This window comes from Pseudomonas fontis, assembly GCF_028656955.1.
In the GTDB taxonomy this organism is placed as follows: domain Bacteria; phylum Pseudomonadota; class Gammaproteobacteria; order Pseudomonadales; family Pseudomonadaceae; genus Aquipseudomonas; species Aquipseudomonas fontis.
Window position 1 is genome coordinate 18,081 of record NZ_JAMDGY010000016.1, and the last position, 24,194, is coordinate 42,274.

General features: G+C 63.2%; 30 protein-coding genes. All 30 read right to left on the reverse strand.

Annotation, left to right across the window (positions count from 1 at the left end; genetic code table 11):
• Positions 1 to 7 precede the first annotated feature (7 nt).
• Positions 8 to 922, reverse strand: coding sequence for a gp53-like domain-containing protein (locus M5G11_RS06040; RefSeq protein WP_273908795.1), 915 nt, complete (start codon positions 920 to 922; stop codon positions 8 to 10).
• 11 nt (positions 923 to 933) lie between these two features.
• Positions 934 to 1,533: a YmfQ family protein gene (locus M5G11_RS06045; RefSeq protein WP_273908793.1), complete on the reverse strand. Its 600-nt coding sequence runs from the start codon at positions 1,531 to 1,533 to the stop codon at positions 934 to 936.
• On the reverse strand, positions 1,521 to 2,561 hold the full coding sequence (locus M5G11_RS06050; RefSeq protein WP_273908791.1) for a baseplate J/gp47 family protein: 1,041 nt from the start codon (positions 2,559 to 2,561) through the stop codon (positions 1,521 to 1,523). The genes M5G11_RS06045 and M5G11_RS06050 overlap by 13 nt, the downstream gene beginning before the upstream one ends.
• Complete coding sequence (locus M5G11_RS06055; protein ID WP_273908788.1) at positions 2,551 to 2,949, reverse strand: phage GP46 family protein; 399 nt, start codon at positions 2,947 to 2,949, stop codon at positions 2,551 to 2,553. The genes M5G11_RS06050 and M5G11_RS06055 overlap by 11 nt, the downstream gene beginning before the upstream one ends.
• Positions 2,946 to 3,446 carry a phage baseplate assembly protein V gene (locus M5G11_RS06060; RefSeq protein WP_273908786.1) on the reverse strand — a complete coding sequence of 167 codons (501 nt, stop codon included), beginning with the start codon at positions 3,444 to 3,446 and terminating at the stop codon, positions 2,946 to 2,948. The genes M5G11_RS06055 and M5G11_RS06060 overlap by 4 nt, the downstream gene beginning before the upstream one ends.
• 27 nt (positions 3,447 to 3,473) lie before the next feature.
• The gene (locus M5G11_RS06065) at positions 3,474 to 4,526 is read right to left on the reverse strand and encodes a phage baseplate assembly protein (RefSeq protein WP_273908784.1); all 1,053 of its coding nucleotides are present in this window, start codon (positions 4,524 to 4,526) and stop codon (positions 3,474 to 3,476) included.
• A 3-nt stretch (positions 4,527 to 4,529) separates the two neighbouring features.
• Positions 4,530 to 5,831 (reverse strand): DNA circularization protein, encoded by a 1,302-nt coding sequence (locus M5G11_RS06070; protein ID WP_273908782.1) that lies wholly within the window; start codon positions 5,829 to 5,831, stop codon positions 4,530 to 4,532.
• Entirely contained in the window at positions 5,828 to 7,420 is a 1,593-nt protein-coding gene (locus M5G11_RS06075) for a phage tail tape measure protein (RefSeq protein WP_273908780.1), read from the reverse strand. The genes M5G11_RS06070 and M5G11_RS06075 overlap by 4 nt, the downstream gene beginning before the upstream one ends.
• Positions 7,421 to 7,550: 130 nt before the next feature.
• Positions 7,551 to 7,847, reverse strand: coding sequence for a phage tail assembly protein (locus tag M5G11_RS06080; RefSeq protein ID WP_273908778.1), 297 nt, complete (start codon positions 7,845 to 7,847; stop codon positions 7,551 to 7,553).
• The gene (locus M5G11_RS06085) at positions 7,844 to 8,191 is read right to left on the reverse strand and encodes a phage tail tube protein (protein WP_273908776.1); all 348 of its coding nucleotides are present in this window, start codon (positions 8,189 to 8,191) and stop codon (positions 7,844 to 7,846) included. The genes M5G11_RS06080 and M5G11_RS06085 overlap by 4 nt, the downstream gene beginning before the upstream one ends.
• 62 nt (positions 8,192 to 8,253) lie before the next feature.
• On the reverse strand, positions 8,254 to 9,750 hold the full coding sequence (locus tag M5G11_RS06090) for a phage tail sheath subtilisin-like domain-containing protein (RefSeq protein ID WP_273908774.1): 1,497 nt from the start codon (positions 9,748 to 9,750) through the stop codon (positions 8,254 to 8,256).
• Positions 9,750 to 9,932, reverse strand: a complete 183-nt coding sequence (locus M5G11_RS06095) for a DUF2635 domain-containing protein (RefSeq protein WP_273908772.1) — start codon at positions 9,930 to 9,932, stop codon at positions 9,750 to 9,752. The genes M5G11_RS06090 and M5G11_RS06095 overlap by 1 nt, the downstream gene beginning before the upstream one ends.
• Positions 9,929 to 10,516, reverse strand: coding sequence for a phage tail terminator protein (locus tag M5G11_RS06100; protein ID WP_273908770.1), 588 nt, complete (start codon positions 10,514 to 10,516; stop codon positions 9,929 to 9,931). Before M5G11_RS06100 ends, M5G11_RS06095 begins: the two co-directional genes overlap by 4 nt.
• Positions 10,517 to 10,645: 129 nt before the next feature.
• Entirely contained in the window at positions 10,646 to 11,680 is a 1,035-nt protein-coding gene (locus M5G11_RS06105; protein WP_273908768.1) for a phage late control D family protein, read from the reverse strand.
• 41 nt (positions 11,681 to 11,721) lie between these two features.
• A complete protein-coding gene (locus M5G11_RS06110; RefSeq protein ID WP_273908766.1) occupies positions 11,722 to 11,928 on the reverse strand; it encodes a tail protein X in 207 nt (68 codons plus the stop codon).
• Positions 11,903 to 12,748 (reverse strand): phage tail protein, encoded by an 846-nt coding sequence (locus M5G11_RS06115; protein ID WP_273908764.1) that lies wholly within the window; start codon positions 12,746 to 12,748, stop codon positions 11,903 to 11,905. The genes M5G11_RS06110 and M5G11_RS06115 overlap by 26 nt, the downstream gene beginning before the upstream one ends.
• A 9-nt stretch (positions 12,749 to 12,757) precedes the next feature.
• Positions 12,758 to 14,680, reverse strand: a complete 1,923-nt coding sequence (locus tag M5G11_RS06120) for a phage tail tape measure protein (protein ID WP_273908762.1) — start codon at positions 14,678 to 14,680, stop codon at positions 12,758 to 12,760.
• Positions 14,681 to 14,820: 140 nt separating this feature from the next.
• Positions 14,821 to 15,123: a phage tail assembly protein gene (locus M5G11_RS06125; RefSeq protein WP_273908760.1), complete on the reverse strand. Its 303-nt coding sequence runs from the start codon at positions 15,121 to 15,123 to the stop codon at positions 14,821 to 14,823.
• 10 nt (positions 15,124 to 15,133) lie between these two features.
• Positions 15,134 to 15,643: a phage major tail tube protein gene (locus tag M5G11_RS06130; protein WP_273908759.1), complete on the reverse strand. Its 510-nt coding sequence runs from the start codon at positions 15,641 to 15,643 to the stop codon at positions 15,134 to 15,136.
• Positions 15,644 to 15,657: 14 nt separating this feature from the next.
• On the reverse strand, positions 15,658 to 16,824 hold the full coding sequence (locus M5G11_RS06135; RefSeq protein ID WP_273908757.1) for a phage tail sheath family protein: 1,167 nt from the start codon (positions 16,822 to 16,824) through the stop codon (positions 15,658 to 15,660).
• Between the two features lie 87 nt (positions 16,825 to 16,911).
• Positions 16,912 to 17,334, reverse strand: coding sequence for a phage tail assembly chaperone (locus tag M5G11_RS06140; protein WP_273908755.1), 423 nt, complete (start codon positions 17,332 to 17,334; stop codon positions 16,912 to 16,914).
• Between the two features lie 22 nt (positions 17,335 to 17,356).
• Positions 17,357 to 18,943, reverse strand: a complete 1,587-nt coding sequence (locus M5G11_RS06145) for a phage tail protein (RefSeq protein WP_273908753.1) — start codon at positions 18,941 to 18,943, stop codon at positions 17,357 to 17,359.
• Positions 18,940 to 19,545, reverse strand: a complete 606-nt coding sequence (locus M5G11_RS06150; RefSeq protein WP_273908751.1) for a phage tail protein I — start codon at positions 19,543 to 19,545, stop codon at positions 18,940 to 18,942. Before M5G11_RS06150 ends, M5G11_RS06145 begins: the two co-directional genes overlap by 4 nt.
• A 1-nt stretch (position 19,546) precedes the next feature.
• Positions 19,547 to 20,428, reverse strand: coding sequence for a baseplate assembly protein (locus M5G11_RS06155; RefSeq protein ID WP_273908749.1), 882 nt, complete (start codon positions 20,426 to 20,428; stop codon positions 19,547 to 19,549).
• A complete protein-coding gene (locus M5G11_RS06160) occupies positions 20,425 to 20,751 on the reverse strand; it encodes a GPW/gp25 family protein (protein ID WP_273908747.1) in 327 nt (108 codons plus the stop codon). The genes M5G11_RS06155 and M5G11_RS06160 overlap by 4 nt, the downstream gene beginning before the upstream one ends.
• A 70-nt stretch (positions 20,752 to 20,821) precedes the next feature.
• Positions 20,822 to 21,382, reverse strand: a complete 561-nt coding sequence (locus M5G11_RS06165; RefSeq protein WP_273908745.1) for a phage baseplate assembly protein V — start codon at positions 21,380 to 21,382, stop codon at positions 20,822 to 20,824.
• On the reverse strand, positions 21,379 to 21,900 hold the full coding sequence (locus M5G11_RS06170; protein ID WP_273908743.1) for a hypothetical protein: 522 nt from the start codon (positions 21,898 to 21,900) through the stop codon (positions 21,379 to 21,381). The genes M5G11_RS06165 and M5G11_RS06170 overlap by 4 nt, the downstream gene beginning before the upstream one ends.
• Positions 21,901 to 21,967: 67 nt before the next feature.
• On the reverse strand, positions 21,968 to 22,513 hold the full coding sequence (locus M5G11_RS06175) for a hypothetical protein (protein ID WP_273908741.1): 546 nt from the start codon (positions 22,511 to 22,513) through the stop codon (positions 21,968 to 21,970).
• Positions 22,514 to 22,599: 86 nt separating this feature from the next.
• Entirely contained in the window at positions 22,600 to 22,932 is a 333-nt protein-coding gene (locus M5G11_RS06180) for a phage holin family protein (RefSeq protein WP_273908739.1), read from the reverse strand.
• A 477-nt stretch (positions 22,933 to 23,409) separates the two neighbouring features.
• Positions 23,410 to 24,147, reverse strand: a complete 738-nt coding sequence (locus tag M5G11_RS06185) for an XRE family transcriptional regulator (protein ID WP_273908737.1) — start codon at positions 24,145 to 24,147, stop codon at positions 23,410 to 23,412.
• Positions 24,148 to 24,194 lie beyond the last annotated feature (47 nt).

The window sequence follows — 24,194 nt, forward strand, 5'->3', positions numbered from 1 at the left end:
CCCCTGATCAGTGACCGATCGCAAACCAAGACGCGCCCACATTGGACGTGTTGGCAATTCTGAAGCCCGACGTGGTGACATCAAAAATCTCGGACCCTTCAAACAGGTCGGGTGCGCCATTACCGTAGGCCGACGACAGCGCAGTGAAGACCGCATTCGGAAATGCGATAAGGAAAGGGGTCCAGGTACCTCCTGTAGCAGCATTCGCAACTCGCCCCCATTGCAGGATCAGGCTTCCCATTGAGCGTGGTAGTACCAAGTACCCATTGATCGCCTTGCTGACATCCCCTCCACCGCGAATGGCCTGGGCAACCCGGAGGGGAGTCATCCAAGTAGATGAATCTACCCCCTCCTCTGCTTGTGCTTGAGTAGCCGGCGAAAGGTTCCCGTCGTGCCAGAGCTTGCGTGTAGGCGTCCACTTCCCAGGTGTTTCTGTCCCTCGTACATAAATTAACGGTTCAGTGTCGCCTTGCCGAAACCCGATTTGCCCGGAGTACCCTGCCACGACATAAGGAATGTTCACCAAACCTACATAATTGTTGAAGCTAGTATTTCCTTCGGACCAGGAATAGAAACCACCCGGTAAGCCAATAGAATCAATGTCCGAGGGCGCAATGGCGTTTGCCCCAAGACCATACTCTCCTTTCCTGATGGCATCGTTAATGCCATAGCCTTCCAGGGTCGTAGGCTTGTTTTTCAGACGCAAAAAGTCACACAGGGTGTTCAATGCCGTGATGAGTTGGTTGTCTTCTGACTCATCAGGTTGAATGCCAGCAGCCCGTAAGACATTAAGCAGTTCATCGGTCACCGCATTGCCCCAACTCGCCGGAATCAACGACCCCGGCATCCCGGTCGCAGGGTTTTCATCGACAAACTTGCCGTTCACCAGCCCCACACTGGGGACACTTTTTGGATAATCCACGTTTCATTCCTCTAGTCGTAATTGATCCGCACCCGCGTGTGTGCCGGTGCGCTACGGCGAATCAGGCACTCCAGGGCATTGCCCGGGTTCACGCCGAAACGCTCCCCCCAGTAGCTCGCGCCCCAACGCCGACCCAGGCGCTGACGCCCGCCAGTGTTGAGCGTCCAGATGAACTGCACCTGCCAGGTACCGAAGTGATCGCGACCGAATCGCGCCCGGCCAAAGCGTGGCGCCTGGTATTCGGTAACGCTGGGGTTGGGATAGCCCTGACCGCGCGCCAGCTCCAGGTAATAGGCAATCTGCTGGCTGCCAACAGCCATCAGGCGCTGACGCACCGCCAGGCGCCGGTCCTCAAACGCCGCCTTGGGCCCGATGCAGGCATCCGGCAGCTGCATCACCCGCTCCCAATCCGGCACCAGTTCACTGACTGTCAGTGGGTCCATCTCGTAAAGCAGGTCCTGTGCGCGTCCATCGATGCGCGCCAGTACCTCGGCTGCACCCGCCAGCACCGACTCCAGTTCCGGCACCCGTTCCGGGTCCCAGGCCGGGCCACTGGGGAGCAAGACACGCAGTTGCTGGTGGTAGTCCGCGGCAGTCTTCAGGCCAGCCATTGGCAACCTCCGTAGGTCAGCAACTGGTTGGCCGCAGCCGGCACATCGGTACTCGGGTAGTCCAGGCGGTGGTCCAGCTCGCCAGCGGCCCCGCTGATGGCTTCGTGGATATGGCTGAGCAGCAGGCTTTCGCCCAGCCCCGCCTCGCGGTTGTGCAGGTCGGCCAGCTGCGCCTCTACCGCCGCACGCACGACACTGCTGTCGGGCGCCAGACGCAGCCGATAGACCACCGGCAAAGTCACCGGAGCCAGCACGAATACCTGCGCCGTCACTGGGCGCAGTGGCTCGATATAGGCGCTCACGGCCGCCAGTTGCCCGGCATCCGGCAAGGGGTTGGTATCCCCGTCACGCATGACGAAGACCCCGACCGTGCCCGGCCCCAGGTAATTGCGCCGACACCAGGCGCGGGTGATGCCGGCGCACTCGAGTGCCCAGGTTTCGTAATCGTCTGCCGAGCCGCCGTGGGGGATCACCCGGTACGAGCGGATCACCCGACTGCGCAATGATTCCAGGCTCTCGGCAGCCAAGCCGCCGCGCAGCCCCGGCGCCAGCACCGTGTAGGTGCCCATGACGCCCTGCACCGGCTGCACGGCAAACAGTTGCAGCCCGACTTCGGCATTGCCCAGTACACCGGCCTCAAGCGCCTCAAGCTGGACCTGGTTGATCCCGGCCTGGGTGGTTTTCGCCACGCTGACCCGATAGCTACGGCCGTCGTCACTTTGCAGCAGTGTGTCGACATCCAGCACTGCGCCCGCTGCGGCGCTGAAGCTCACGCTGCCAGTGGCGCGTTGCGCCGCCTTGCGAGGTTGCTTGAGGCGCAACGCGGCGATGCGCTCCAAGGTCTGCTCGTCAGCGCTGTCGGGGAGGATCTGCTCGGCGATCCACTCCAGGTAGCCGTACAAGCCATAGGCCGCGCCACTCAAGGTGCGCGCCAGGACCTGTGCGTCGGAGCGGCGCAATGCCGCGCTGGCCAGATCGTTGCGGGTGCGCTCGATCAGCACCGGTAATGCAGGGGTTTCAAAGGGCATAAGTCACCTGCCAACTTTCCTGTAGGTTGATGTCCAGGCGCTCGCCATCGTTGAGCACCAGCGTGGTCCGCAGGTTCAGGCGGTTGATCCCGGCCCGCTCACCGAGCACCTCGACAGCGCGGCAATGGCCGTCATCGATCAGCCACTGCAACGCTTCGCGGGCATAGAATTCGGCGTCGCGACGGGTCTGCTCGGTCAGCCGCACCCGTTGCAGCAGCCACAGCCGCGAACCGATGCGGTCATTGGCCACACCGGGGAAGCTGTCGCCCCACCAGCCATAGCGCTGCTCGTCATCCACCGGGTCGTCCGGCTCGGCGCGACGCCAGCTGAACAGGCTGATCAGCACTGCGCGGTTGAGGCTGGCGTGAAGGTCGTCATGTTCGATCATGTCGGCACCCCGGTCTGGCCATTGCCACCCTGGACGCCGCCATGGACGTGTTGCACCTGGCTGATGCCGGCGGCGACCTGATCACCCTGCGAGACAATGCGCCCGCTCTGGTTGATCACCGGCGTCTCGATGTTCACTGCCGTGCTGGCCCGGATGTTCAAGGTGGCGGTTTCAATGTCGATGACACGTCCGCGCTTGAGGTGAACCTTGTCACCTTCGTCGGTGTACAGCGCCACCTCGCCCGGTGCCAGGGACTGCAAGCGGTAGCGCCGGTCACCAAGCACCAGCATCACCCCATGGGAGCGGTCGCCGCCGATGAAGCCGGCAATGCCTTCGGCGCCAGGCAAGGGGTGGCTGGTAAAGCCGTAGGCCTCGAAATGCTCCATGTCATCCTGGATCTCGCCCGCCAGCAGGCGCATTTGCAGGCGTTGCAAACTGCCTGCGGAGTTGGCGAGCACCAGGGTGCCGCGCGCCAGTATCCGCGTGAGTAGACTCATGAGGGATTACCTGTAGAGAAGGACCGATCAGGCCTTGTTCCCAAGGCGCTGGGGGTCGGTCGGGTTGAGTTCGAACTTGGCCGCTGGCGCGACTTCAAGCGTGCTCAGGGTGCCTTTGTCGTCCAGCGCATAGGTCACCTTGGCGATCAGCACCTGGCGGTCCAGGCCGATGATCGGATCATGGACCCAGACCAACGTGTTGGGCCGCCACAGCTCACCATTGGACTGGCGCCAGCCCTGCACCACATAGGTCGCCTCCCAGGCCTGGGCTTCGCGGCTACGCCGCTCCCAGTCGATGCGCTGCTGAGCCACGTCGCGGTGCATCTGGTTGCCCTCGACCAGCACCAGCACCCGCTTGCGTACGGAGCGGTCATGGCTGAGCGCCTCGACTTCGCAGGCATCTTTCGAGGCGTCCGCTTCACTGCGCTGGCGCTGGGTGATCAGGCGATACTCCGAGAAGCACTGCGTACTGTTGCGCTGGGCACTGGCCGACAACACATTGCGCCCCAACGCCAGCCCGTCGCAGGCTTCACCGCCGCTGCCCGGCCGGGTCAATACCAAGCGCCCCTGCGGGTCGTCACTGGAGTAGGCCAACTGCAAGGTGAGCAAGCGGTCGAGCGACTTGAATACCGTTTCGCCCGGCACGATGCTGTGCGTGGGGATCGGCTTCAACGCGCCCAGTTCGCTGACCACCTGCACGCCATACGGGGCCGCAAGGGCCTGGGCAATCTGCAACAGGGTTTGCTTGCACCACTGCCCCGGCTGGTTGATCGCCGAGCATTCCACCAGGTCGACGGTCAGCGACGAGCCCTGCACCGTCAACGTGGTCTTGGCGCTGTCATAGGCAATCGGCGTCGCCCAGACCCAGCCGGTCAGCACCAGGTCATTGCCGATGCGCACCTCGCAGCGGTCACCGGGGACGATGCGGATCGAACTGGCCCGGCCCGGCCACTGCCAGGTAATGCCCAGTTCGAAGGTACGTGCCTGCTGCTCGAAACCGGCAATGATCTTGATGCTTTTCCAGCCGGCATAGTCCAGGCCGCCCACCGTCAGGGTGACCACATTCTGCGGATCGGTCATGGCTTACTCCTGGGCAACCTGAAGGGGCACGGGCGGCACGAAACCAGGGTGCAGGATGCGGTTGCGCTGCACGATCTCGCCGGCACGGGTGGCGTCGGCAAAGCGCCGGTATGCCAATACCAGCGCCGGAAGAGGTTGCTCGGGGGTCACAGCGAGCAAGCGCACCCCCGACGCGGCCACGGCATTCAGATGCGCCACCAGATGCTGACGCAGCAGGCTCAGTGCCTGGTAGTGCTCGGCATCGGCCTTCAGCGAGGCTTGCCAGATCACTTCGTCGAGCAGGTCACGCAGCGCCAGTACGTCATCGGCCACGGGCACTTCATCGCGTTGCACCGGGCGTGCAGCCTGCTCGGTCAGCGATGGTGTTTCGCTCAGTACGCCAGGGCGACGCGTGGCCGGCATCTGCGCAATCAGCAAGGCCGCCTGCACCAGCAAGGCGTCCTGCAGCAGGTCGGCAACCGCCTGCGCGGTGCGGCTGGTGTCCTTGCCACTGGCAGGCACCTGACTGTCGATCTGGCCAGCTGCTTCGGCCTGTTGCGTGGCACTGCCCAGCACGCCACGGTAGCCCCGGCCTAGTGCCGCATTCAGCGCTTCAGCCGGGTCGCCCGAGCGTCGCGCCGTGGGGCTGGCAAACATCGCCAGCCCACCTTTTACCTCGCTGAAGTAACTGGAGAACAACGCCCCCAGCCCCCGTGGCGCATTGACCACCGACTGCACCAGCCCGGTGAGGTTGTTGAAGGTCGCCAGCAATGGCTTGAACTGCTGGTTGATCAGGTTGTACACCCCGGACAGGCGATTGCGCAGGCCGACCAGGTTGATCCGCGCCCGGTCCACCGTGGCCATCGCCGCGTTGTAGCGGGCCAGCGCCGAGTCCAGCAGCGACTGCGACGCTTGCGCCAGCTGTTGCCCGGTATTGGCGCGGGCCGTGGGGAATTTCAACGGCACATCAGGGTGGAATTTCAGCTCGAAGCTGGCCACCCCACCGCTGCTGCGCTCATGGGTCAGGGTGCATTCACCGACCTTGACCCGCATGCGTCCCAACCACGGGTGCAACAATTCACCCGCCCCTTTCGCCAGCGCCTCAAGCAAGCGGTCGCGCTGCTGGAAGCAGTCCGGGCCGACGATGAAGCCGGACAGCACATGGGTCTGGGCCTGACGGCCAAGGCTTTCAAAGTACGCTTCATCGCGCTGCGGATACTCATGCAGTACGCCTTTGCGCCCCACCGGGACGTTGCTTTTGCTGACCCAGAATTTCACACCCGCAAAGCTTGCGGGCAACAGGCTCTTGTTCCAGTCGCGGGTCATGCCACACCTCCTTGCGACAGCGAGCGCACACCGACATTGGAGCGGATGCTCAGGCCCGGATGATTGCTTTGCGTGGCGACCACCGACAGGCCTGGCGGTGCATTTTCGAAACGCACCAGTACGCTGCCTTCCACCGATGCACGCTGGGCTTCTGCGGTTTGCTGAACCAGGCTGTGCGAGGCCGGGGTGGCCAGCGGGCTGGCCGTATCAAGTGTGTGTGCAGCCAAGGGTTCAGCAGGTTCACCGGCAGCGGCTGGCGCTGCCTGCTCCGGCTCTTCGGCGGGTTTGCCCCAATTGCTGGCCGTTTCGATCACGCCTTTTACAACGGCGCTGAAATCACCATTGAGCAACGCTCTGGCAGATTCAATGAACGGCGCCAGCTGCTCCCACCAGGCCTGGAACCACCCCAGCACGCCGCCCCAGACTTTTTCCAGGGTCGGCAGCGGGTTGCTGTCGAAAAGCGTGGCACCCCAGCTGTCAAAGCGCGCCTTGGCAGCGTCCAGCATTTGCCAAAGGCTGTCGAACGCGCCGCTGATATCGTCCCAACCTAGGTTGAACGAGACCGATGACACACTGTCGACGACACCCTTGATGGCACCACCGAACTGCTCGCCCTTTTGCACGACGGCTGCGATGGCCCCGTCGAACACCTGGCCGGCACTTGCCCAGGCCTGATCGAGACTCGGCAGCGGCGACCAGCCCAGCTCCTCACGCAATTGCGCCCAGCCAGCCGCCAGCAGATCACCTGCCAGTGACGCCACCTTGCCGATGATTTCGGGGATCCTCTCCCAGTTGTTGATCAGCAACAGCAGCGGGTGCCAGGAGATGATTTCCTTGAGTTTCTCCCATCCCGCGCGGGCGCCGACCTGAATACTGTCCCAGAGCCCGCTGAACCACTCGCCCAGGCCGCTCCAGACCTCCCGTGTAGTGCTGGAAATCCACTCCCAGTTGGCCACGATGATCCCGGCAAACAGCGCAATCGCGCCCACCAGCAAACCGATGGGTGTGGCATTGAGCGCGAGCATCGCCGTCGTTGCCGCGATGCGCATGACGGTGAAGGCCGCCGCAGCCGCTCCGGCCCCTTCAACCAGGCCCGGGTGCAACACGATCAGCTTTGCCAGCCCCTGTAGCAACGGTGTGACAGCCTGCGCCAGGGTATTGAACGCCGGCAACAGGGCCAGGCCGAACGCCAGTGTCACGCCCGCGATTGCGCCTTGTAGCTGTTCAAGGTTTTCCTTCGATTGCAGCACGCCAGCCTGCGGCAGCATCGCGGCAGCTTGCTCGCGCTTGAGGCCGGTGTGTTGCAGCGGATCGGCCTGCTGCGGCCCCAGTTCGAGGTCACGCATATGCTGCTCGAAAGCCAGCGCCGCCTTGATCCCGCTGACGAAAGGCGCCGCGAGCCCTTCGCCCTTGAGCAGGCTGCCAACCTCCAGATCGGCCAGCTTGCTTTTCTCCAGCACATCGGCGAACCCTTCGACTTTTGGCGCCTCGCCGACCACCTGGAGGATGTTCTGGCGCACCTGCACCAAGTTCATGGAAAGTCGGCTGGCGTCCAGCACCAGCGTATTCAGCTGTAGTTGCTCTGCCATCACTGCACCTGCTGCATCGCGTTGATTCGTTGCGCGTGCTCCAGCGACTCGCGGAGCACATCCAGGGGCCTGGCCAGCATCTGGTCGGGGTCAACCTTCCAGAACCAGGCCAGGTCATAGGCAACGGCGATCAGTTCGCCGAGGGTTGCGATGCCGCACTCATGAAAAAACCGGCAACCACCCAACTGGCGGTGTTCAGGTCCGACAGGTCCAGCTGGTTGACCGTGGACGGCGGCACGCCGGCGCACACCGCGATGTACTTGGCGGCCACGTCCATGTCCAGGCTGACCTCCTCACTCTTGTCGATGCGATACGGCAGCGCCTTGATCGCCCGCACTTCCTGCACCGTCGGGCGCCGCAGGTCGAGGTGCTGCAGGGTTTCGCCGTGGGCCTCGACCGGCACGTTGAGCTTGATCGACTGGGTCATTGCCAGGCTCCCTTGATGCCGTCGAACTCCAGGGCGATCTCGCCTTCGTCACCCTTGCTCACCGGCTCGCCCACCAGGTAGGCGCCCGCCAGCACATAGACCTTGCCGTTGCTCAGCTCGCAGGTGATGGTCATGTCGGTGCCATTGACCAGTTGCTTGAGCGGGAAGTCCGGGGTGTGCAACGCGGTGACCTTCAGCGAAGGCTTGCGCTCCTCTTCCTTGAAGTAGCCCGGTACCAGCGTGGTTCGTTTGACTTCCATCAGCGCGGCTTCGCAGCCGCCCTTGATGGTCAGTTGAGCACCGTCGACCTTGACGTAGCAGGTGCCCGCAATTTTTTGCCCCATGGTTTATCTCCTGAAAAAACAAGCCCGCACAGGGCGGGCTGGAAAGGGTGAAAGGTGCCGGCTCAGGCGGCGCTGTCGTATTGCAGGCGGAACTGGTTGAGCAGTGCGAACACCCGCAGGCCGTTGATGTAGTCCGGCGGGAACAGCACGTTGACCCGGCTCGGGTCGGTGGCCGAACGCTCCACCACCAGATGCTCGGCAAACAGCTCGGCGTTCTCCACGTGGCCTTCAAGCTCGAGCTTGGCGTACTGCGCGATCAGCTCGCCGCGCAAGGTGCTCGGGGTCACGATCGGCTGGCCGGCACCAAAGCGGGTACCGTCGCTGGCCAGCTTGTGGCGCCCGTATTTGCTGGTGATCACACCTTGCAGGCGGCGGATGATGAACGCCGACTGGTGCAGGGTTTCGCTGTCTAGGTAGGAGTTGTCCGGCTGGCCGTAGGCGTTCTTCTGGTAGGTGGTGATCGCCCGCTGGATGCGCAGCGAACCGCCTTCGTAATAGGCCGTGGCGATACCGTAGTTGAGCAGCGATTGGCGCTCGCTCAGGGTAAAGCGCTCGCTTGCCGCTGCAGGCTCCAGGCCCGGCAGGGTGCCGCTCTGGGTCGGCCGGCTGGCATCCGCGGAAATGAACGCCGCGCTCCGTGCGGCCAGGGCCGCAGCGTGCAGCCAGACCGGCTGCGGGGCGCCGTTCTCGACGGCCAGCAGGCTCATGTGCTGGTCATTGCGCAGTTGCCCGGCAGCCACCAGGGTGCCGACCGAACCGCGCTTGGCACCGTAGACATGACCGTACAGTTGCTTGGCCCACGACCAGCGACCGGCGCTGTCATCCAGGGTGAGTTTCCAGGCATCCAGTGTCGCGGTACCGGACCAGGGCACACAGATGAATTCGAACGCTTCGTCGCCCAGTGCCGCCAGCGCCTGGACCTGATCCGGCACGCCGACACCGCCGAGGAACTTGCTCGCGGTCAGGGTCAGGCCCTGTGGGGTCTGCTCGCCATTGCTGCGCCCCAGGCGATTGAGTTGCACGCTGATGTCGTTGCCGCTGTCGCCGGACCATTTGCAGGTCAGGGTCAACAGGCCGGCAGCGGCCACGGCGGTCACCGGCAGGTCCACGGCGGCATTGACCTTCAAGGCCAGGGCACTGGCGGCCTGCACGGCGGTGGTGCCCACGGCAACGCTGGCCTGCACTTTCACGCCGGCAACGTAGAGGTTGAGCAGGCCGGCTTCGGTGGCGCTGCCGGCAAGTTGCACTTCGGCCTTGGCGGCGACACCTTGAGCGTTGTGCAGTGGCAGGCACCAGATCTCGCCGACCGGGTCGGCCTTGCGCCAGGCTTCGTACATGCTCGCCAGCATCGACCCCTGACCGCCGACCTGACGGGCCACGGCGAGGCTGGAGACCAGCACCAGCGCACCGCTTTCACTGGCGGCGATGTTGTCGTTGACCTGGGCGACGATCAGCCGGCGCAGGTTGGACGAGGCGCTGTTGGCAGCCGAGTTGTCCATCTCGGCGTAGAACAGCGGGACGCGGATGTCCGCGGGGATGTTGCTGAAACCTACCGACATTATTGAGCTCCCTTGGGTTTGGCCGCCTTCGCGGTTTTGACAATGACGTCGCCATCGGCCAGGCGGCGGCGCCACCAGACGTTGTCCGACACTTCACGGCCCTCGTCCGGCAACAGGTCGCCGGCCAGCGGGTCGGGTACGGCACGGCCAGTGGCCGGCAGCACGGTGATACGTGGGGTCATGGATTGAGTTCTCCTGAAAAGGTCATTTCGATCCGGCCATCCGGGCCGGGTTGCCGCAGGTTGGGGTCGGCGGGGTCGATGGCATCGACCTGCACGGTGACCCCCTTCAACAGCGGGAGGCTGTCGAGCTGATGTTCGTGCCAGCTTTCAGCCGGCTGGCTGGCCCTGCTGCGGCCGAGCTGGAATGGTGCAACAAAGGCATAGCGCCACAGCACACGGGTGGCATCGCACTGCAGCAGTTCGCTGCCGGCGTACTCCACCGGTTCCTGGCCTGGACTTGGGCGCCAGCCGACCAGGGCACGCCAGAGTTCGGCGCGCAGGTCGTGCAGTCGGTCCAGCGTCTGCAGGCTGCCGTTGACGGCTGGGTCGAGCAGCACCAGCACCTCGAAGCGATCGCGGATGTTCTGGCGGGTCGCGTTCTGCAGGTCGTTGGGCTCGGCGTCATCGCCCGGCAGCAGCAGGCAGGTGATTAGGGTGGGTTGTGGGGTGAGTTGCTTGATCGCCGGCAAATCGAGGCCGACGACGGGCGTACCGCTCAGGCTGGGGCAGTGCGCCAGCTGAGCGATCAGATCGCTTGGTTTCATGGGGATGTCCGCAGAGCGTCAGCCCTGTGGGAGCCGGCCTTGCCGGCGATGCGGCCGGCACCAGCAACAGCACCGGGTGCCGTCAATCGCCGGCAAGGCCGGCTCCCACAGGAAGATTCGAGGATTGGGTTAGGTCTTGCAGGTTTTCGCCGTCTTCAGGCTGTTGCCCCTGGCCTTCGCCTTGCCCTGCTTGCCACCGTTGCAATCGACCGTGGTGGTCCAGCCCGAGGCGCTGAACATCTGCTCGACCGACTCGATCAGGTACGCCCCATCCAGGCCATCCTTGAAACCCTGGGCATTGATCGAGCGCTCGGCAAACAGGTCGGTCCTGCCCGGCAGGTCCAGCCGTACACTCGCGGTGCTGCGGTTGAGCGCCGCCAGGCGAGCTTTCGCTGCCTGCTGCGCCGCCGCCTTGTCGGGGTACAGATGGCGGTCGGTATGCACCGGCGCCATGCCCTGCGGGGCATCCTCGTTGGTCAGTTCAACCACGCTGGCCACCCCGCTCTTGGCGTCCTGATGCCGGGTCTGCACGGCCTTGTGCGTGCCCTTGTCGGTCATGCGAAACTGCCAGCGACTGACGTCGCGACGGTGCACCGTGACCACCGGCAACGCCTGGCCACTGGCGCTCTGCCCGCCCTGGCGCGGCAGCATCAGCAAGCTGCCATCGGCAATCTTGGCCGTGCAGTCGTACTGCTTGGCCAGGCGGGTAATGAAGTTGAAATCCGACTCGTTGAACTGGTCGACCCGCTGCACCCGGGTCAGCACCGGGCAGGCCGGCTGCCAGCCATTGCGCGCAGCGACGTCCCGCACAATCTGCTGCAACGGCACGTTCTCCCAACTGCCACTGCGCGTGGTCTTGCCCGTGCCGCGCATGTCGCTGGCCTTGCCACGGATAATCACGGTGTCTGGCGGGCCGGACAGTTCGACTTCATCCACGGTGTAACGCCCCAGGCGCGTCAGCGTCTGGCCGGCATACCCCAGGTGAATTTCGATCAGTGCCCCTCGCGCCGGCAAGGTCAGCGCCCCGTCGCGGTCATCGATGCGCAACTCGAAATCGTCCGACTCCATGCCCGGCTTGTCCGAAGTGCGCAGTTGCAACAGGCGGTCGTTGATCAGCGCGGTAATGTCCTTGCCATCGGCAACGATGCGAAACACAGGTTGCATGGCTCAGCCCTCCCAAAGCGCTTGCATGTTTGGCCCCGACGTCAGTCCCATAGCTGCACCTGGGCTTCGCTCATGGCCGTCAGTTCCGGCAGCACGATCAGCACCCCGGCACGAAACGGCTGGGGCTCATCGGCCAGGCCCTGGTTGGCATTGAGCACGGCCTCGACGCTGCCGTTCAAATGCCCGTAGAAGTGCTGGCACAAGGTGTCGAGCACATCGCCGTCAGAGGTTCTGCAGGTCGTCGCCATAACTGGTGAACTCCAAGGTAAAAGCCTGTTTGCGAGGGATGCCGCCAGCCAGCAGGCTGCTCTGGTCTTCGTCGATACTGACCAGGCACCAGTTGCCCAGCACCTCGCCGTACCCTGTGGTCAGGCTCAGTGGCTTGAGCAACCGGCCGATGCTGCGCAGGCTGTTCAACTGGCCCAGGCCACCCTTGAAGGTGGGAAAGATCGCCCCACGAATGTTGATCTTCTCATCCCCCAGGCTGACCGCCTGCTGGGCCGCACTGCGGCTCAGGCGCTCCTGCGCCACCCAGCGGTAACTGCTTTGGCGGCGCAGCTCTTCGAAGGCGGCCGTGTCGAGGTTGAAGTAGTAGGCCGGTGACACCCCATCCAGCGGTTGCAGGATCAACAGGTGCGGGAAGGGTTTGACCGCCTCCACCGCCGGCGTGACTGCCGGGGCGAAACTGCCGGTCGGCAGGATGTTGCCCAGTGACGGGCTGATCTTGCCGGCGATGCGGTTGATGGTCGCGGCAGCCTTGTCGACCTGCTCACCGAACGCCTGGACCCGGTCCTGGACCTGCACGACGACCGCCAGTGCCTGGTCGTACTTGGCCGAGACCTTGTTCACCGCTGCTTGCGCGGCATTGATGGCGCGCATCGTGCGTTGCAGCTTGGCGCCGATGATCGGCCCGACAAAGGGGATGGCTTCAAGCTCGGCCACTGCACCGGTGATGTCGCTGACCGCGCCGTGCATCGGCGCCAGCATTTCATCGGCACTGCGCCGCCCCGCCTGCCCGGCCGCCACCACGTTGCGCAGCGCCGACTGCATCTGTTGCATGTAGGTCATGGACGCTCCTTAGACGTAGACATGGGGCACATCGGCCAACTGCCGGGAAGCGGCCATGCGCGTCAGTTCCTCGAACTGGCGACGCACCATGGCTTCCAGGTTCTGCGTAAGCAGCAGCGGGTCGGTGATGCTGCCCTGGACGGTGATGGGCATGCTGGGGGTGAAGGTGAATTGCTGGGTGATCTGTTGGGGTGCGGCAATTGCCGGTTCCGCCGCCTTGGCCAGTACCGGCGAGGCACCCACTTCAGGCACGCTGCTGACCAGCGAACGAACGACGTCCCCCGGCCGTGACACGCCAGGTTTGTTGCTGCCTGCACCCTCGACTGCCGGCTTGGGCGTCTCGCTGGAACTGGCCAGGCGCTTGCCTATCCAACCACCGAGAAAATCGCCTGCCATACCGCCCAACAAGGCGCCAATGGAGGTGCCCACTACCGGAACGAACGATCCCAGCGCCCCGCCAATGACCGTCCCGACCAGACCACCCGCAGCTGCGCCGTAGCCCTCGGCTTTTTCCTCCGGGGTGTCGGCGGTCATGAAGGTCGCAACCGTCTTGATGCCCGCTTCGAGAGCCGCCGGGCCACGCACTTCCTTGACTGCTGCACCGATCTTGCCGACGGTTCGCGCCGTGGCGGTGGCGGCTGGCGGTTTTTCCGAAGAGACAGAAGGCCCAGGAGCAGAGGCAGACTTTCCTTTAGCTCCCTTTTTCCGCTTGGCTTTGGGCTTTGGCTTCGGTGCTTGCTCGGCTACCGGCCCAGCACCAGACGCTTGCGCCGTCGGTTTACCCTTGAGCCACTCGCGCCCCTTGTCCAGAAGCCCGGTGACAATCGAGCCACCTTTGAGCGCCGCGACCGTCGTACCCAACGCAGCAGCGCCGACAATGAACCACTTGACCGCATCCGGTGCATCGGTGAACGCCTTCGCTGCGCTGGTGAACCCGGTGACCACGCCATCCGACAACGGCTGCACGGAATCACCGAGGCTGCGCAGTGCATCGTCAAAGGCATCAGAAGCTTCCGTCTGTCGACGGTCAGAGGTGTCCCTACGGGCTTGGCTGTCCCTGTCGAGCACGCCATCCGCCGGTGAAGGCTGGGTGCTGGCGACAGCCTGATCCACACCCAGACGCTGCGACGCCGACAAACTGGCAGCGGCATCTTCGCCCGTACCCTTGCGTTGATATACAACCGAATCCAATGCCCTTTCCAACTCGGCTGGCCCGGTGATGTTCGGGTTGTCTTGCAACGCCCCGATCAAGCCCGCCGTATCCTCGGTGCCGGCATCCTGCCCGACCACGAACTTGGCCGCCACGGGCGCAAACGCCAGGGCCTTTTCCAGCCCCATGCCGGTGTCCTGCAACTGCTTGATCAGCGTGGCGGCCTGGTTGCGCTCGATGCCGGTAGTCTCGGTGAGCGTGCTCACCGTACGCCGAACCTTGCCCTCGTTGCTCGCCAGTTCGCCAGCGTTGGCCGGCCCGGAATCGATGGCGATGTCGCGGACGATTTTCTGGTAGCCGGCGCTGATCTGGCTCGGCAAGGCCACGACCTTGCCATAGGTGATGGCCTGACCGATCACCGGAAGGTCTTCGAAAACCTTCAGGTTGTCCCGTTTAGGCTCAGCGCTTTTTGCCGACGCGGCGCCAGCTTTTTCAGCCGGCACCAGTGTCTGCGATTGCTGGCGTAGCAACGCCAGCGCAATCACCTGTTGCTGCAGAAGATTGAGCGTTGCATCCAGGTAAGGTCGCAACGCGCCAAGCAAGACAACGCCTTGCTCCGGCGTGTCGGGCTGCGGCTCTCGCAGACGCAACACTTCGCCAAGGATGCTCTCCAGCACCCGGGTGTTTTTCTTGATACGGTCTTCGACCGCCTTGAGCGCGATGCCTACCGTGAAAGTGACGGAGGCGCCGAGCTCAAGTCTGACTGCTTGAATGCTCGCCATCTGATCCCCCTATAGCCACGCCACAGGCTTATTCCGTGAGCCACCAGACCATGTCGTTGAACGGCATGGCCATGATCTCGGCGGCGGAAAAGTTCAGCTCTTTAGCGAGCCGCTTGGCCGCCGCCTTCTGCACGGTGGGGTCAAACCTCGTCGTCCTGCACCAGACGAAAATACCCGGCCTGCAAGCGGCTGTAGTCTTTCAGGGCAAGCCCTTCAAGGTCCTTGACGCTCACTTCGGCGAGCGAAGCGAAGAGGTTCAGCTCGCGCTGTTCGTCATCGCTGTTGGCCGTCGCTTGCGCTGTGCGAATATCGCGCACGGTCGGGGCACGCAGGGCTAGGCTATCCACCTTCACCCCATTGGCCTCGGCCGGTTTGGTCAGGGTCACGACCACGCGCTCGGCGCTCAGCGCCAGCCAGCTGGGGGTGTTGTTTGTCGCGTTCATCCGGGGCTCCTTACAGGCCGAGGGCGGCACGTTGTGCGGCGAGCTGGTCGACGCCGTTGATCACGCGCTTCATGCCCAGCGGGTCGATCTCGTAGACCAGGCGACCGTCCACTTCCAGCTTGTAGTAGGTCAGGGCGACGTTGTGCTTGATCTCGGCCTTGTCGCCGGCTTTCCAGTCGCCCATGTCGACTTCTTTCAGCGCGCCGCGCAGGGTGACGATCACCGGGGTGATCTGGCCCTTCAGGCCCTTGAAGGCACCCCGGAAGGTGCCGTTGAACGCGGTGCCGTCGGCCAGGCCGAAGAACTTCAGCGAGTCGCGGCGCACGCCGGTGGTGACGAAGCCGGCTTCCTGCTTCTCCATGCCCTGGTCCATCTCGACGGGCATGTCCATGCCGCCGGCACGGTGCTCTTCCATCTTCAGGGTCAGTTTGGGCAGGGTCAGGCTCGGGACGTCGCCCCGGAAGCTCACGCCGTCGACGAACAGGTTCAGGTTCGCCAGTGTTTCTGGAATCATTGCCATGGTGGTGTTGCTCCTTAAGCGGCGTTATCGAGGACTTCGGTCAGCCATTGGTTAGTGACTTCGACGCGGAAATTCGGGTTTTCAGCAGGCGGTACATCGGTGAAGCGGATGTTCCAGTAGACCTTGCCCTGCTCCAGCTGGCTGGCGGTGTTCAGCTCGGTGTCGGCGAACACTTCGAAGTTGATGATCGCGCCCTGGGCCTTGAGGTCACGCATGAAGGCTTGCAGGCCTTCGGTGACGTCCTTGACGTAGGTCGCGGTGATCGAGCGGTCGACCGCCCATTTGTGGCCGTAGAGGATCGCGTCCATGACGATGTCCATGGTGCGCACGCGGGTGACGAAGGCCCATTTCGGGTCGCTGCTCAGGGTGCGGTTGCCCCACAGGCGGTAGCCGTCATCACGGATGATGGTGGTGATGTTGGCGTTGTTGAGCAGGTTGGCGCGGCAGGTTTCATCGCCGTCGAGGAACTCGATCGAGCGCGAGGTGCCGGTGATGCCGACGAACTCCTTGTTCGACGGCGAGGCCCAGAAGCCGTATTCCTTGTCGGTGTAGGCGAACAGGCCGGCGACGAAGGCCGAGGCCGGTGCGTTGACCGTGGCGTCGGCGGTGGTGTCCCAGTACTGCACGCCCGGGTCGACCAGGAAGGCGCGCTTGGCGCCGAAGTTCTTGGCGTAGGCCAGGGCGGCTTCGTCGGTGGTGCTTGGGCCATCGATGATCGCCAGGCCGCGCAGCTTGTCGGCCAGGGCTACCAGCGCGGTGCCGACGGCCTGGGTGGCGCTGTGTTTCGGGGTCACCAGCAAACGTGGCTGGGCGTTGTAGCGGCTCTTGCCGTCGAGCAGCGCTTGCAGGCCGGTACGCTTGCCGTCGGCCAGCACGCTGCCGATGATCGCCGAGGTTTGCTCGGCGGCATCTTCCAGCTTGGCCACGCCGCAGGCGACGATGACTGCCTTGGCACGGGTGTAGATGGCCTGGCAAGCCTTGGTGATGGCCGCGTCGGCGCCGAAGGCAGCGACGGCTTCACGCTCGCTGGTGATCAGCACCAGGTCGTTGGCCTTGGCCGTGGCGGTCGGGCCTTCGGTGAAGGTGTCGACCAAGCCGATGATCGAGGACGACGGCAAGGCGATGGTGCGGGCGCCGGTGTCGACGTTTGTTACGGTAACGCCGTGGAAGAAACCACTCATGGATAAACTCCAGATATGAAAAAGCCCTGCGGCGCAGGGCTTTGTTGGGTGAATTCAGGGTAAAAAAAGCCCCGGCGGTGCGGGGCGTTATTGGGTTTGGGTGGCGATCCAGGCTGGGATCTCAGGACGTGACGCCCTCTCGGGAAACCCGGCCGATGCCGGCCAGTCTCGCAATGCCTGAAGGTAGTCCAACAGTTCTCCGAACTGCTTTCCAGTTAACGTGGTCTCACGCGGTGACTCACTCTCGTCCCGGTGACGTTCTCGCAGCCACTTAACACGCTCGATTTCAAAATCGCGCCATTGCCTGGACTGTGCTGAAAGCTGCTCAACAGATGCAGAAGGTGCATCAATGAGCACTGGATAGCCGTCTTCATCAATTGCTATCTGCTGCCCTGCACTCTCACCTTCCAGCAATACATGATGATGTGCCTTAGTGATTTTTACGCCACCGTTTTCGCTATCTGAAAAAGCGAACCTGCCATCTTCATTTACCCACTTCGCATACATCATATTCTTCTCCCTTGAGTTAGCCTCACCACCCCAGTGCCCACCAAGGGCAGTGCGAGCTGACCGGCGCCGCTACGCCAGTACTTCCACGAACCAACGCACCGATATTCTGAGCAGTGAAGCCGGTCAACGACAGGCCAGAGAACTGGAACATCGTCATCACCGTTCCGCCTGCGGCGGTGTTGTCGTTGGTTAGAATATTCGCAACCCGTTCTTTGAACTGAATAGGGAACGTGACATTCGCAACATCCGTCGTCGCCGCCGAAATACCCCACTGTTCGATCATGCCACCGGGGAGATATCGATACCCTGACGTACCTGACCTAGATACTCGAAACTCGGAAGCCTGGTCCATCCTGACGCTGCGATTCGTGGCAAACCAGGCACTAACACCTGTATTCACAAGCGTCACAAAATCACCATTACTCACGGAGAGCGAAGGAACAAACGCCCCATAACCTACGTTGATAATGTCCGTGCTCGCTGCGTTAATCGAATCCACAGCAAAGTAGCCATGGTCAACAAAAAAACTGACGCTGGCTCCCGCAGGAACTGAACTAGCAGGCGGTAAGGTGACTGCAATCGATCCGTTACCCGATAGCACCATCAGGTATCCGATATTCGCTTTCGTCAAGACCTTCGCAGGGGCAGTGACAATATCAACCCCTCTGTATGAACCAAGCGCATCCCCTACAAACTCGGTAGTCGCAACGGATTTGTCGCGATCGAACTGTAGTGGCGTGGGTGCTTTCGGATCCCCCGAAAAAGTGGGCGACACAAGGGTGGCGAAGCCGTCGGTAATATTGCGAAAGGCCAACATTGTGCTTCCCAGGACAATAGGCGCATCACTCGTCAGTACCCACAGTGTGTCGGCGTTTAATACTCCTTGCTCGACCACGACAAGCATCCCCGGAGTAATGTCGCCCCCCGTGTCAGCATCCGATGCCCGAACCCATGCTTCAGGCCGCACCAGATAAATGCCATTGTCACCACCGGCACTCTGGTGTTTCACTAATACCCGAGCGTCCAATGGAACAGCGATACCATCTATCGTCTGTACCCCCAGAAGATTGATAGGGCCTGTCGTAGCGACAAGAACCGACTGTTTTATATCCTGCTTGTTAATGGCTGCGTCAATGGAGCCATCCACATACTCCCGCGTCGCCAACACCACCGCCGGGTCAATCTTCAACTGCACATTCGCAGCGCTGGTCACGATGATGTTCAGCCGCACGATCTGGGTCTTGCCCGTGCCTTGCGTCAGCAGCGGCTTGAAGCTCGGCGCACAATTGGCAACCGCGACAAGGTCGCCGGCGGCGTCATACAAGCCGATCTCGCGAATCCACCAGCCGCCGACATCCGGCGGGATCACCTGCTCGGCGATGATCATGTTCGGGTTCTTCGGGTCGACCTTTACCTGATTGAGCGGCGCACGGCGGCGCTCGTTGATCAGTTTGGTCTGCTCGCGCAATGGGGTCGGCTCCGTGCCGTTGGCATCACCAACGCCCATCTGCGCAAAGGTCCACGGCACGCCCAGGGCGTTCGCGTTGGCCTGCTTGGCCTCCCCCACCGCAGTGAGGATGGCAAAAAACTGGCTGGTCTGGTCTGTCATGAGTAAACGTCCAGGTATTCGATTTGGTGTTCACGGCCCACATGGCCGTACTGGCCGCTGACCTCGATATCGCGCGAGGCTGGCGGGTAAACGTCGATTTCTTCGCCTTCCTGCAAGCCCATGCCCCAGCGCAGATAGCCGCTGCTGGCAAGCACGATGGCCAGGCCGACAAGTTGCCGGCTGACCGGCTTGGCGTCGTCGATCAGGGCGGTGAGTTGCTGGTAGGTTTCTTCGCTGATGCCCGACTCGGACACCCCCACCGTCAGGGCAAAGGTGCCGGGCACACCCTCAGGCAAGGTGTTGAACCACTCGCTGACCTCGATCAAGTAACCGAACGGCTCAACCACCCGGCGCAACGCCCCCAGCGTTCCCTTGTGTGCATGCACATAGAAGGAGGAACGGATCACCGAACGCTTGATCGCCTCCGGCCAGGTGTCGTCCCAGCGGTCCACCGACCAGGCCCAGGCCAACTGATGCAGCAGGTGCGCCGGGCAGGTATCGGGGTTGTAGAGGGTGCGCAAGGCGACATCGAGGTCGTCCTGCGCCGCCACCTCGACAGCGCGTTCCAGCCGGGTGCGGTTGAGCGGGAGCAGGCTGTTCATCTCAGCCTCCACGCTTCAGGTCGATACCCGTGCACCACGCCGCCTGCGACTTGCCCGGGCGGATATCCACCCAGCCCGGCAGCTCCACCCGGCTGACGCCGGCAATGTGCAGCTGGGCATCGATGGCCGAACGCGCCACCTCCACGCCCAGGCGCCGTCGCGGGTTGATCCAGGCCGCCAGGCGGCGCTGGCATTCAGCGAGCGTTGCCTCGTTCTCCGGCCCGGTGCCGCTCATGTGCAGCACCGCATCGATCCGGTAGCGCAGCACCTCGGCGGCTTGCACGACCAAACGGTCCGCAACCGGACGAATGTCGTCATCGCTGAGGTAGCGGTCTACTTCCGCCAGCAGCGCGGGCGGCGCAACACCCTCGCCCTCCAGCCCCAGCACCGTGACCACCACGACCGCTGGCAACGGGCTTTCCGCGGTGGCATCGGCCACCTGCCCTGAAGCATTGCGGGCATGCAGGATGTAGCTGTTGCGCGGCCCCGCCGTGGTCAGGCCTTCATAGACCAGTTGCACTCGCTCGCGCAGGGCATCATCGGCTTCCAGCACTTCGCCAATCGGCGGCACCGCTGCCGGGTTTGCCGCCTGCACCACCAGGCGCTTGAGCCGCACGTTGGCGGCCAGTTGGTCCAGGTCGGCGCCCTGGGCATACGCCAGCAGCAGCGCCTTGGCCGCGTCATTGACCCGTGCCCGGTTCAACAGCTTGCGGTAGGCGCCAACCTCCAGCAGCTTGATCACCGGGTCGCTCTCCAGCGCCGCGTTCCAGTTCTCGCCCAAGTGCGACCGGAAGGTCGCCAGGTCAGCCTGAAAGAGTTCCTCGAAATCGAGATCTTCCAGTACCTGCGGCGCGGGCAGCGCCGATAGGTCCACGATACTCATGCCGTCACCTCGATTATTCGGCTGTCGCCCAGGTACTGCCCGGTCAGTTGCAGGGTCACCTGCCCGCCGACTACCGCCACCACCCGGACCCGCTCCAGTTTCAGACGCGGCTCCCAGCGGGCCAGCGAGCGGGCCACCTCGGCTTGTACTGCACTCTTCCAGCCCTCGTTGACCGGCAGATCGACAAAGCGGCGCAGCGCGCTGCCGTAGTCCGGACGCATGCGCCGGCTACCCAGTGGGGTGCCGAGGATGTCTTCGATGGACTGGCGCAAATGCGCGATGCCCGACAGCGACGCGCCGGTATGGCGATCCACTCCGATCATCGCGTTACTCCTTTGTTGTCATGGCCATGGAAACTCCAGGCATAAAAAAGCACACGCGGGCGGGCTGGGTTCAGTGCTTGTGGTTGGGGGTGTTGCCCCCGGTGTCGATGATCCGGCCGCCACCGTTGATGTCGCCCGAGACCGTCAATGCGCCATTGATCTGCACGTTGCCGCTGAGGGTGATGTTGGCGGCCTTGGCGTCGATGGCGTTGTCGGTCAGCACGGCGCAGCTGCCGCCTACCTTGATGCTGACCGTGCCACCGGGCAACTCGATGCTGTAGCTCCGTGCCTGCCAGTCGTAGACCAGCGAGCCGCCGTCGGCGAAGCGCCAGGCTTCAACGTGATCGCGATTGTCGGGCGGCTCGCCCGCAAGGCCATAGAGGCCCGGCACGAAGCTGCCTTGCGCCGGCTCGCCGCTGGGGCTGAACAACACGCCCTGCTCGCCCAGGCTCGGGCTGCGCCAGTGCCGGGCGTTGCCGGCGGCCAGGCTGTGCCAGCGCAGCCAGGCGCTGGTCCAGCCGGCGCCATCGGACACCCGCACCCTGGCGGCGGCCAGGTCGACGCCGACCACGCGGCAAGGAATGATCAGCGCCGCGAGCATCCGGTCATGGGCTGCGCTGGCGTAGCTCATGCCATGTCCTCCGCTGAGCGATAGTCGGCGGCGTGGCCAGTGCCGGTGTCGGGGCTGAAGCCGTAGACGATTGAGCCCGGGGGCTCGTCTGGCCATGGCCATTGCGGGTCGCCCAGGTACATCAGTTGCTCCCACTGCACACGCCATGCGGTAGAGGGGCTGGCCATGGGCACAGGGTCGATGGCGCTGGCCTGAACGTTGCTGGCGCCTTCGACAAACGCCAGCCCCCAGAACTGCTTGCGCAGCAGCACCGTCAACCGCGCGGCCAACGTGGCGGCTTCAAGTGAGGCCTGGCTGCCCTCGCCTTGTACGACGAGCACGGCCTTGAAGGTTGCCAGCACACCGCAGCGGCCATCCCCTGGATCGACGCCGGGCTGCATGCCGGTCAGGGCATGAAACACCGCCGGTAGCGCAACGCCAGGCTGTGGCGCACTGAAGGCCTCGACTGTTTTCAACTCGGGCATGCCGGCGCTCAGGGCCACATCGATGGCCTCACGCAATGCGGTCAGCTCGATCATGGTGTTTCTCCTTCATCGGGGCAAAAAAAAGCCCGCTGGCAGGCGGGCGGGGTGGCGCGGGGAGCGGCTAAGCAACGGGCGTTGCCCGGTAACGCTGGCGCCACCCGATCACGGCGCTGCCTATAAAGCTGGCCAGGGAGACCAGGGCAAAAAAGACTGTTCCCCTGTCATCGCTCTGTTGATTCAGCCTCTGGATACGGGCGTACATCCATTCCTCGTACAACACATGACCGTCCAGCGTGACGACCTCACGGACCAAGGACGGATCACCGTGCTCATCAATCGTGATGTAAACCGGCATATGCAACTTGGCACCCGCTGCCTGGTAGGCGTCCTTGAAGGCATAGGCACCAGAGGTGTGATACAGGCGGCTGCCGGGAAGCGGGAATTTCACGGAGAAGTTGACCATTGAGCGGTCCGACTTTTCGCCGCTGGCCGCGACGGAAATCTTCCCCAGGATGGATACCCTGTTGCCTTGACCCGGTTCAATGGGGTCGTTCCTCAACGCGACAAGCAACAAGGTCAGGGCCGCGAAAAAAACACCGAGGATCCAGAGCAAGCGAACCTGTTGCGCTGCAGTCAACAACCTGAACTGCTTGAACCAGCCGATCATGGGCCATCCCGTCCGTAGGAAAAGGCCGCCACCCTAGCATGACGCCGCCTCCACGCTCGGAGCGGCACAGGGCAATCATGGTTACTTCATTTTTCCGAGTTCGGCTCCACCACACCCAGGCGCTTGGCCGCCCAGCGCTCATACAGCCCGATGGCCACGTCCGCCCCGGCCATCGCCGTCAGGCAGCCAAAAGCACTGGCCGTCCAGATCGACATGCCGCTGGCATACAGCAGCATCACCGTCGAGACGCCGCAGATCATGCAGGCCCCCGAGCGCAATACCAGCCGCCTGAACAGCCCCCAGCCCCTGGCACCTGCCTTGTCTGCCCGCCACATCTCGCCGGATACGCCGCCCAGCAACGCCAGGGCGATTACCAGCCAGACCGGCATTTCCAGCAACGTCTGTTGCTCGTTCGTCATGCTCCTGTCTCCTTGTCAGTCCCGCACAGCGCTCGGCTGGCGGGAGTTGTCCTTCGGTTTAAAAGCCGATCACTCGGCATTCCAAAAAGCCCGGTCGCCCAGGCTTTTCAGTAATGCGTTGTCGAGTCGCCGGCCACGACTGGTGCGCCGCGCGACTCCGCTTCAAATTGTTCCTCCGACCGCGGCCGCCTGCCCGCCGGATAACTGCTTCTGGTGCTTTACGCTGCACACCCGGGCCAGTTGCCAACCCTCTGAACAGTTGAGGCCTGTTCATCGCTGCCTGTTTCGCTACCGGTGTTCGACCGGCTTGAGACAGAGGTTATGCATTGATGCATATGCAGTCAATGCATTTGTGGAAATTAAAATGCATTTAATTTTGCGTATATGCATTAAGGCCTTGCCGTGCATGGGCTTGAGTGGGTTTTCTGCAGGCGAAAAAAAACCCGCCTGGGCGGGTTTCTTGGAGATCAGAGGGGCTTAGCGGGCGTACATGCCCCACCAGAACACATGACCGAGGATGCTGATCTGCTCCTCTTGCATCTGCTGGAAGGTGTAGTCCTCATCCGGGTGTTCATCGCGGTTGAAGCTGCGCAGACGAATGCCGGTGGGCAGGCGGTAAAGCTGTTTAACCCGCAGCTGGCCGTTGTGGTTGATGGCGTAGAGGTCGCCATCGACGATATCGCCGATGCCGCTCTTGCCGGCATTCACGCCGACCGTGGCGCCATCGCGTAGGACCGGCAACATGCTGTTGCCGCGCACAGTCACGCATTTGGCCTGGTCGAACTGCACGCCGTTGTGCCGCAGGCTGCGCTTGCCGAAGCGCAGGCTGGCCTTCTCGCTTTCTTCGATGACGAATCGTCCTGATCCTGCTGCCAACTCGACCTCACGGAGAAACGGAATGGACACCTCGTCTTCCTCGACGGGGGTGTCGTCATCCCACAAACTGATATCACGCAGCTCTGCATGCTTGAGCCCGCTGCCCAGCTCACGGCCGGTGTCGCCGATATCGGCGCGGCCACGCAGCTGGTCGGTGCTCACGCCGAAGTATTCGGCGATCTTCGAGACGTGTTTGTCCGAAGGATCGACGATCTTCCCGCTGAGGATCCGCGACAGGGTGGATTGAGGCACGCCGGTACGCCGGTGAAGCTCCGTGGGGGAGATCCCGTGGCGATCGAGCAGCGCTCTTAAGACGGTAGCTACGTTGCGTTTTTGCATAACGTGCATATTGCCGGGCGTTTGCGCCAAATGCAAACACTGGAGTG